At 73.5% G+C, this 9,522-nt stretch carries 3 protein-coding genes; all 3 read left to right on the top strand.

The window, feature by feature from the left end; all coding sequences use genetic code 11:
- Positions 1-201 precede the first annotated feature (201 nt).
- A complete protein-coding gene (locus ACGFML_RS38060) occupies positions 202-3,384 on the top strand; it encodes a type I polyketide synthase (protein ID WP_393550532.1) in 3,183 nt (1,060 codons plus the stop codon).
- Positions 3,381-9,230 (top strand): SDR family NAD(P)-dependent oxidoreductase, encoded by a 5,850-nt coding sequence (locus ACGFML_RS38055; protein WP_393550530.1) that lies wholly within the window; start codon positions 3,381-3,383, stop codon positions 9,228-9,230. The genes ACGFML_RS38060 and ACGFML_RS38055 overlap by 4 nt, the downstream gene beginning before the upstream one ends.
- 63 nt (positions 9,231-9,293) lie before the next feature.
- Positions 9,294-9,522, top strand: a 229-nt coding sequence (locus ACGFML_RS38050) for a polyketide synthase docking domain-containing protein (RefSeq protein ID WP_393550528.1), incomplete at its 3' end; no start/stop codon positions are given.

Here is a 9,522-nt window from a genome sequence, read left to right as displayed (position 1 = left end):
GACGAGGCCGTTGATGCGTTGTTGGGTGATGGCTTTGGTGTGTTTGTGGAGGCCAGTGCGCATCCGGTGTTGACGATCGGGGTGGAGGAGCTCGCGGCTCGTGCGGGGCGGGATGATGTGGTGGCGGTGGGCACGTTGCGGCGTGGTGAGGGTGGCCTGCACCGGTTGTGGACGTCGATGGCGGAGGCGTTCGTCCGCGGTGTGTCTGTTGACTGGAAGGCGGCATACACCGGGCACGGGATCGCAGCCGACCGCATCGACCTGCCGACTTATCCCTTCCAACGCCAGCACTACTGGGCCGAGACCTCTCCCGCAGGAGTCGGCGATCTCGCAGCCGCCCGTTTCGGCATGGCGTGGCAGGAGCATCCGCTCGTCGGTGGTGCGCTGCGGCTGGCCGACTCGGGGGACGTGCTGCTTGCAGGGCGGTTCTCGCTCGCCTCGCACGCCTGGATGTCCGACCACGCAGTGTCGGGCACCGTGCTGCTGCCCGGCACCGCCTTCGTCGAACTCGCCCTGCACGCCGCCTCGGTCACCGACTGTTCCGCGGTCGAGGAGCTCGAGGTGCGGGCGCCGTTGGTCCTCCCGGAGCGCGGCGGAGTGCAGGTCCAGGTGCGCGTCGGGGGTGACGACGGCTCGGGCAGGCGCCACTTGTCCGTGCACGCGCGGCCGGACCAGCAGGCGTCCATCAATGGTGACGAGCTCGCTACGGGGACGGACGAGCTTTCCTGGACGCTGCACGCGGTCGGCGTGCTGAGCTCGGCGAGCCTGCCGCAGCCGGAGCCCGGTGCCCTGGCATGGGGCGGCGCGGCGTGGCCGCCCACGGGTGCCGTGTCGGTGGAGCCGGCGGAGCTGTACGACCGGTTCTCGGCGCTCGGATACGAGTACGGCGAGGTGTTCGCCGGCATGCGGTCGGTGTGGCGCCGCGACCGGGAGGTCTTCGCGGAGGTGCGGCTCCCCGACCGGGTGGTGGCCGACGCCGTGCACTACGGCGTGCACCCCGCGCTTCTGGATGCGGCGTTCCAGCCGTGGATCGCGGGCGGGCTGTTCGACGTACCCGCGGGCGGCCTGCTGCTGCCGTTCGCCTGGCGTGGCATGGCCGTGTACGCCTCGGGCGCAGACACGGTGCGTGTCCGGCTGGCGCTGGACTCCGACGGAGCGCTGTCGTGCCAGGCGGTGGACCTGTCCGGGGCTCCGGTGTTCTCCCTCGACGCGCTGGCCATGCGCCCAATGGAACGTGAACGGTTCGCTGCCGCTGTCGGCGCCTCCGCGGTGACGTCTCCTCTGTATGAAGTGGCGTGGCACGAGCTTGGCGCGCGGCCCGTCGGAGCCCCGGGGCGGTGGGCACTGGTCGGCGGTGACCAGCTCGGAGGCGACCTGCGCGGCAGCGACCTGTCCGACGATGCCCAACTCCGTTCGGCGGTCGAGTACTTCGCGCCGACGAGCGCCGGGTTCACCGCACACCCGAGCCTGGACGCCCTGCGCCGGGAGCTGGACGCCGGAGGAGTGGCGCCGGAGACGGTCGCGGTCGTCTTCGGCGAGGGCTCCCTGCCGGGTCGACCCGTCACCGAGCGGCTGCGGGCGGGGCTGTACGAGGGGTTGGCCCTTGTGCAGGAGTGGTTGGCCGACGAGCGGCTGGCCGACACCCGGCTCGTCGTCCTGACCCGGTGTGCGGTCGCGGCGGGCGCGGGCGAGGACGTGACGGATCTGGCGCACTCGGGCCTGTGGGGACTGCTGCGGTCGGCGCAGTCCGAGCATCCCGGACGCTTCGGACTCCTCGACGTGGACGCGCACGACGAGTCGATGGCGGCGATCCCGGCCGCCCTGCGCGCGATCGCCGAGGGGACGCCCCAGCTGGCGGTGCGCAAGGGCATCGTGTACGCGCCGTCACTCGTCCGTACGGAGGCGCCGGCCGTTGAGGTCGGTCCGGCGGTAGGAGCATGCGACGCGACGGCAGGCGGTCCTCGTCTCGACGGCGGCACCGTGGTGGTCACCGGGGCCACCGGCACGCTGGGCAGGCTGTTCGCCCGGAACCTGGCGGAGCGCCACGGCGTACGACACCTCCTCCTGCTGAGCCGCAGCGGTCCCGACGCCCCGGGGGCGCACGAGCTGGTGGCGGAGTTGCGCGAGCGTGGCGCCGAAGCGGAGCTCGTCGCCTGCGACGCGGCGGATCGGGACGCGCTGCAGGCGGTGCTCTCGGACATCCCGGGTACGCGTCCGCTCACCGGTGTGGTGCACGCGGCCGGAGCCCTCGACGACGGCGCCGTCACGACGCTCGACCCGCGCCGTATCGATTCCGTACTGCGCGCCAAGGCCGACGCCGCGTTCCATCTGCACGAACTGACCGCGGATCGGCCGTTGGCGGCGTTCGTGCTGTTCTCGGGGGCCGCGGGGCTCCTCGGCCGGCCCGGACAGGGCAACTACGCCGCCGCGAACACGTTCGTCGATGCCTTGGCGCACCATCGCCGCGCCCTCGGACTGCCCGCGCTGTCCCTTGCCTGGGGACTGTGGGGCGAGGCCAGCGGGATGACGGAGCACCTCATGGAGCGGGACCTGCGGCGCATGAGGCGCTCGGGCGTCGCCCCGATGCCGAACGTGCAGGGGCTTGCGCTCTTCGACCGCGCCCTCGCCCTGGCGCCGGACCGCGCCCTGCTCGTACCGATGCGGCTGGACACGGCGGCCCTGGGCAGGGAGCGGGCCGTGAGCGGACCCGACGCCGTGCCCGTACTGCTGCGGGCGCTCGTTCCGGCGGCCACGGCGCAGCGGACGGCGGCGCCGCACGAGATGCCCGCCACCGAGGGCGGCGACGCACCGTCGGCCGGCGCGCCCCAGGAACTGGCCGAACGGCTCGCGCCCCTGGACGAGCCCGCCCGCGGCCGTGAGCTGCTCAAGCTGGTGCGGAGCCGGGTTGCGAAGGTCCTCGGCTACCCCGGCCCCGACGCGGTGGATCCGGGGCAGCCGTTCCGCGACAGCGGGTTCGACTCGCTGATGTCCGTGGAGCTGCGCAACCAGCTCAACGCCGCCACCGGAATGCGGTTCCCCGCGACCGTCGTGTTCGATCACCCGACCCCGCGGGCCGTGGCGGAGCACATCGCTGCCCAGTTCGGCCCGGCCGCCGGAGGCGAGGACGCGGGAGCCGCGGCCCTGTCGAGCCTGGAGGCCCTGCTGACCGCCGTGGCGGGGATGGAAGCGGACGACATCCGCCGCGGGGTGCTCCGCGGGCAACTGGAGGCGGCGCTCGTGGCGGTCGGCCCCGCCGGCTCGGCCCCGGCTGCGCCCGCCGTCCCGTCCGGCGCACACCCCACCGATACGCGGACGGCGGTCGAGGAACGGCTCGATTCCGCGAGCGACGACGACCTCTACGCCTTCATAGAGGAGCAACTGTGAGCAAGAGCAGCCGCCCCGCCGACTCCCGGAACGCCGACGGCCGGACCTCGAACGCCCGGAACGACGGGACTCGGAACGACGGGACTCGGGACGACGGGACTCGGGACGACGGGACTCGGGACGACGGAACTCGGGGCGACAAGGCACGGGAGTACCTCAAGCGGCTCACCGCCGAGCTGCTCAGCACCAGGGAGCGGCTCAAGGAGCTCCAGGACACGGCCCGTGAGCCGATCGCGATCGTCTCGATGAGCTGCCGACTCCCCGGTGGCGTGACGACGCCCGAGGACCTGTGGCGGCTGCTCGAAGCGGGCACCGACGCCGTCTCCGGCCTGCCCGAGGACCGCGGCTGGGACCTGGAGGCGCTCTACGATCCCGACCCCGGCTCCACGGGTACCAGCTATGCGCGCGAAGGAGGGTTCCTCGACGACTGCGCCGGTTTCGACCCGGAGTTCTTCGGTATCTCGCCGCGCGAGGCGCTGGCGATGGACCCGCAGCAGCGCCTGCTGCTGGAGACGTCGTGGGAGGCCCTGGAACGGGCCGGGATCGACCCGACGACCGTACGGGGCAGCCGCACCGGCGTGTACGCGGGCGTGATGTACGACGACTACGGCGCCCGCCTGCTCCACCCACCTCGGTCCGGCGCCCCGGCCGACCTGGAGGGCTACCTCGTCAACGGCAGTGCGGGAAGCGTCGCGTCGGGCCGCGTCTCGTACGCCCTCGGGCTACGGGGCCCGGCCGTGACGATCGACACCGCCTGCTCCTCATCGCTGGTCGCCCTGCACCTGGCCGCGCAGGCGCTGCGGCTCGGGGAGTGCGACCTCGCGCTGGCGGGCGGGGCAACCGTCCTGTCGACGCCGACGATGTTCGTCGACTTCTCCCGGCAGCGCGGGCTGGCCCCGGACGGACGGTGCAAGGCGTTCGCCGATGCCGCCGACGGCACGGGATTCGGTGAAGGCGCCGGCATGGTGCTGCTGCAGCGCCTGTCCGACGCCCGGCGCGAGGGCCGTCCCGTACTGGCCGTCATCCCGGGTTCGGCGGTCAACCAGGACGGCGCGGGCAACGGCCTGACCGCGCCGAACGGCCTGGCACAGCAGCAGGTCGTCCGGGCCGCGCTCGACAACGCCGGCCTCGGGCCCGACCAGATCGACGTGGTCGAGGCGCACGGCACGGGAACCCGGCTGGGTGACCCGATCGAGGCGCAGGCCCTGCTCGCCGCGTACGGCCGTGGACGGCCCGCCGACCGGCCCCTGTGGCTCGGTTCGCTGAAGTCCAACATCGGACACACCCAGGCGGCGGCCGGGGTGGCGGGCGTCATCAAGACGGTCCTCGCCATGCGCCACGGTGTGCTGCCGCGGACGCTGCACGTGGACGCGCCGTCGTCGCACGTGGACTGGTCGTCGGGTGCCGTGGAACTGCTGACCCGCCCGAAGCCCTGGCACCCGCGGGCCGAGGACGAGCCGTTGCGAGCCGGTGTGTCGTCCTTCGGAGCGAGCGGCACCAACGCGCACCTCATCCTTGCAAGCGCCCCGGAGCCGCCCGCGGTACCGGCACCACCCGATGCCTCCCGCGGCACGACCCCCGTGATGTGGACGTTCTCGGCCCGGGACCGCGATGCGCTACGGGACCAGGCGGTCCGCCTGCACACCCACCTCGACCGTCTGGACGCCGCTCCGACCGCCGTGGCGAGCGCCCTGGCCCACCGCCGCACCGCATTCCGCCACCGGGCCGTCGTGCTCGCCGAGGACCGCGAGAGCCTGCTGGGCGGACTGCGGACGCTCGCCGACGGACGGGAGGGCACCAGCGCTCCGGCCGTGCTGGGCGTGCCAGGAGGCCAGGGTGATCCGGGAGGTCCGGGCGCCCGTCTCGTCACCGGGGCGGCGACCGAGGAGCGCCGGACGGCGTTCCTCTTCTCCGGCCAGGGCAGCCAGCGCCCGGGCGCGGGGCGCGAGCTCTACGCCCGCTTCCCGACCTTCGCCCGTGCCATGGACGCTGTCTGGGCCGAGATGGACCGTCACCTCGAACGGCCCTTGCGAGCCGTCATGTTCGGGGGGACCGAGCACGACTCGTCAGGGGCATCCGCTCTGCTCGACCGTACGGAATACACCCAACCCGCGCTGTTCGCGCTGGAGGTGGGCCTCTTCCGGCTGCTGACCGAGGAATGGGGCATACGGCCGGACGCCGTCATGGGACATTCCGTCGGCGAGATCGTCGCCGCCCATGTCGCCGGAGTCCTCGACCTCGCCGACGCCTGCGCCCTGGTCGCGGCGCGCGGTCGCCTGATGCAGGGGATGCCGCACGGCGGCGCGATGGCCGCCATCGCGGCGAGCGAGGAGGAAATGGTGCCCTGCCTGGCGGGCCGGGAGAGGGAAGTCGCGCTCGCAGCCGTCAACGGCCCCGCCTCGGTGGTCGTTTCGGGCGATGAGTGGGCCGTGCGGGAACTGGTCGAGCTGTGGCGCTCGCGCGGCCGGGACACCAAACGGCTCACCGTCAGTCACGCCTTCCACTCGCCGCACATGGACGGCATGCTGACACAGTTCGCACAAACTGCTCGCGCACTGCACCACCGACGACCGACGCTTCCTGTCATGTCGAACCTGTCCATGGAGAACGGCACCGCCTCCGACCTGCGCAGCCCGGACCACTGGGTCCGTCATGTGCGCGAGCCGGTGCGGTTTCTCGATGGTATGCGCGCTCTGCGGGCCGACGGCATCGACACCTTCCTGGAGGTCGGTCCCGACGCGGTGCTCACTGCGATGGCGCGCTCCTGCCTGGACGACGACGCCACCCAGGACACGACGGTCGCCCCTCTCACCCTGCCGGTCGTGCGACGGGGCCAGGGTGAGACGGAGGCTCTGACCCAGGCGGTGGCCGAGGCGTACGTACACGGCGTGCCCATCACGCCGGCGCCCTCGCCCGACCCCGGAAGCGCCGCCGCCCAGGTGGCCGCCGGCCTGCCCACCTACCCGTTCCAACGGCGCCGTTACTGGCTGGACTCCCCGGCGACCTCCGACCCGACGGCCATGGGGCTCGACGAGAGCCCTCATCCGCTGCTGTCCGCCGCCGTGGTCCTGCCCGAGGGGCAGGGCACGGTGTGGACCGGGCGCCTCTCCACCCGCAGCCACCCGTGGCTCGCCGAGCACACGGTGCGCGGCCAGGTGGTCGTACCCGGAACCGCCCTCCTGGAGCTCGCCCAGTACGCCGCCGACGCTTCGCCCGCGCCCGCGCTCGGGTCCGCGCCCGTTTCGGCACCGGTATCCGGACCCACCCCTGCCCTCAGCACCGTCGCCGAACTGACCCTGGAGACCCCGCTGGTGCTTCCGCCGGACGCTGCGGTGCGCCTGCGCGTCGTACTGGGCGCTTCGGACGAGCAGGGCAATCGCCTCCTGCAGATCCACTCCGACGCATCGCAGGAGAGCAAGTGGGTCCGCCATGCCTCCGGCACCGTTGGTGCGTCCGAACCGCCGGCCGATCGGCCCCGGCTCGGCACGGTCTGGCCGCCGGAAGACGCCGAGCCTGTCGACGTCACGACCGAGTACGAGCGTTTCGCCGACGCGGGGATCGGTTACGGACCCGCCTTCCGCGGCCTGTCCGCCGCCTGGCGACGCGGCACCGAAGTGTTCGCCGAAGTACGGCTGCCCCGCGCGTACGCCGACGAAGCCGGCCGCTACGCCGTCCACCCGGCGCTCCTGGACGCCGCACTCCACGCCACCGCGCCGGGCCTCGGCGCGGAGCACGGACTGGTGCCCTTCTCCTGGAACGGCGCCTGCCTGCACGCCACGGACGCCGACACCCTGCGCGTACGCATCGCCCCCGCGCCCGGCTCCGCGGGACCCGAAACCGTCACGATCACGGCCGTCGACCCGCACGGGCGCCTCGTCCTCACGGTCGACGCGCTCGCCCTGCGCCGTACCGACGCCGACCGGCTCGCCGCCGCGGGAGCCGCACACCTGCCGCTCTACCTGCCGCGCTGGACCGCACTCCCGGACCAGCCCGCCACGCCTCCGGCCGGAGACGAGGACACCCGTGTCCGCTGGGCCGACCCCACCGACGAGGACCTCCTCGTCAAGGCGGCCGAGGAGAGCAGCCGGGACCGGCTCCCCCTCCTCGTTGACCTGAGCGGCACCCCGGGCCCCGAACCGCGTGCGGCGCGCGAGACGGTCCTGCGGACGCTCACCCTCGTCCAGCGGTGGGTCGCCGACGAACGCCACGGCGCCATGCGGCTCGGTTTCGTCACCCGCCGAGCCGTGGACACCGGGGACGGCCGCATCGATCCCGCCGCCGCTGCCGCGTGGGGACTGCTGAGCTCCGCGCGGGCCGAACACCCGGACCGGATCGCCCTGGTGGACACCGACGAAGCACCCGCCTCCCGGCTCGTCCTGGCCGACGCCGCGGCCGTCGGCGGGCAACTGGCCCTCCGGGACGGCGTTCTGCTGCGCCCCGCCCTCGTGCGCGCCGCCCCCGCCACCACCGCGCCGGCCTGGCCCACCGACGGGGGCACCGTCCTCATCACCGGCGGCACCGGAAGCCTGGGCGCCATGGCGGCGCAGCACCTCGCCGCTGTCCACGGCGTACGCAACCTGCTCCTGCTCAGCAGGCGCGGCGCCGCCGCACCCGGAGCCGACCGGCTCGTCGCCGAACTGGCGGCACAGGGCGCCCGCGCCGACGTCGTGGCCTGCGACGCGGCGGACCGCGACGCGCTGCGCGCCGTACTCGAAAACATCCCCGCCGACCGGCCCCTGACGGCCGTCGTCCACACCGCCGGAGTCCTGGACGACGGCATCGTCACCGCGCAGCACGCCGAGCGCCTGGACGGTGTGCTGCGCCCCAAGGCCGACGCGGCGTGGAACCTCCACGAGCTGACCCGGGGCCTGCCCCTGTCCGCCTTCGTGATCTACTCCTCCGCCGCCGCGACCCTCGGCAGCGCCGGCCAGTCCGGATACGCGGCGGCCAACGCCTACCTCGACGCGCTCGCCGTATTGCGCCGGTCCGAGGGGCTGCCGGCGGTGTCGGTCGCCTGGGGGCCGTGGGAGGGCGGAATGGCCGGCACACTCACCGACGTGGACACCGCCCGCCTGCGGCGTACCGGGCTCGTCCCGCTCCACCGCGCCGAGGGCCTGGCCGCACTCGACGTGGCGGCCGGCGCACCGGGTGACGCGGTGATCCTTCCCCTACGGGTCGACCCGGCCGCCCTGCGCGACCACGACGACCTCGAGCGGATACCCGAGGCACTGCGCTCGCTGGCCGCATCCGCCCGCACCTCGGCCGCGACCGACGAGCCCGGCACCGACCGGCAGGCCACCCCCACACTCGCCGAACGCCTGACCGGCGCACCCCGCTCCGAACGGGCCGCCGTACTGACCGAGGCGATACGCGCCGACATCGCCGCCGTACTGGGACACGGCGACGCCACGGCCATCGCCCCCGACCGGAGCTTCCGGGAGCTCGGACTGGACTCGCTCACGGCGATCGAGCTGCGCAACCGGCTCGCCACCGCCACCGGACTGCGCCTTCCCGCCACCCTGGTCTTCGGCCATCCGACCACAAGGGCACTCGCCGCCTTCCTGGACCGCGAACTGCCCGGCCCGGAGACCGCCGTACTCGACACCATCGACCGACTCGACGCCCTACTCCGGGCAGTTGTCAACGACGACGACGGCACGCGGGCGCGTATCACCGGACGACTGGAAGCGCTGCTTGCGGCACTGACCGCAGCAGGGCAACCCACCCCCGCCGACGGTGGTGACGCCGCCGGCATCGGCGGCACGGACGACTCGGTGGGGGAACGCCTGCGGACGGCCTCCGACGACGAGCTGTTCGCCCTGTTCGACAAGGACCTCCGGCAGTGACCCTCAGGCCGATGTTCTCGGCCTGAGGCGACCACCGCACTACGACACCTTCTCAGGAGAGCTGTGTCCACGAACGACTCCGACTCCGCGAACGGTTCCACCGCCACCGAGGCGAAGCTGCGCGACTACCTGCGCCGCGCCATGGTGGAACTCCACGAGACCCAGGAGAAGCTGCGCGAGGCCGAAGAGCGGGCGCACGAGCCGATTGCGATCGTGGGGATGGGGTGCCGGTTCCCGGGTGGGGTGGGGTCGGCGGAGGATTTGTGGGATCTGGTGGAGTCGGGGACGGATG

The organism is Streptomyces sp. NPDC048650 (assembly GCF_043199095.1).
Taxonomy (GTDB): Bacteria; Actinomycetota; Actinomycetes; order Streptomycetales; family Streptomycetaceae; genus Streptomyces.
This window is presented reverse-complemented; position numbering and strand designations above follow the sequence as displayed.